1 pseudogene is annotated in these 553 nt (G+C 66.5%); it reads right to left on the bottom strand.

The window, feature by feature from the left end:
• Positions 1-397, bottom strand: a pseudogene (locus C5O79_RS37935) (RHS repeat protein); the annotation flags it as partial.
• Positions 398-553: the final 156 nt, after the last annotated feature.

The raw sequence follows: 553 nt of genomic DNA, 5'->3' as shown, positions 1-553 counted from the left end.
AGGTGAAGCGGCCTTCCTTGCCGTTGTGCCAGCGTTGCGTGAGGTTGCCGCGCGCGTCGTACTGGTAGTGGGTGCCGGCGTATTGCTTGAGCAGGTTGTCCAGCGCCTTGATGCGTGGCATGCGCTGACGCTCGGCTTCGCGCTGCTCGGCCGGATCGATCAGGTTGCTCGCCGGATCGAAGTCGAAGGTCTCGTGGCCGAGCCGGCTTTGCGCTTCGAGCAGGCGGCCTACCGGATCGTAGCGGTAGGCGAGCTGGCCGCGCCGCGTGTCGTTGATGTCGGTGAGCTGGCCGCTGGCGTCGTAGCGGTAGCGGCGCACCAGCAGGCGGTTGCCGCCGCCTGTGTGCGTGGGGGCGGACGTGTCGTGCGCCAACACCTGCTCGCTCAAGCGTCCCATGGCGTCCCACTGCTGCGTTTGCAGCAGGCGGTTGAGCGGAGCGACGGTGATGGGACGTGCGGAGGATGCGGACGGTTCAGGTGCTTGGCTTGCCATAGGTGCTCCAGGGGCCGAGCACCACAACTACTGCCTCCGGTGAAGGAATGACTAGCAGCA

The organism is Burkholderia sp. SRS-25 (assembly GCF_004343765.1).
In the GTDB taxonomy this organism is placed as follows: Bacteria; Pseudomonadota; Gammaproteobacteria; order Burkholderiales; family Burkholderiaceae; genus Burkholderia; species Burkholderia contaminans.
This window is presented reverse-complemented; position numbering and strand designations above follow the sequence as displayed.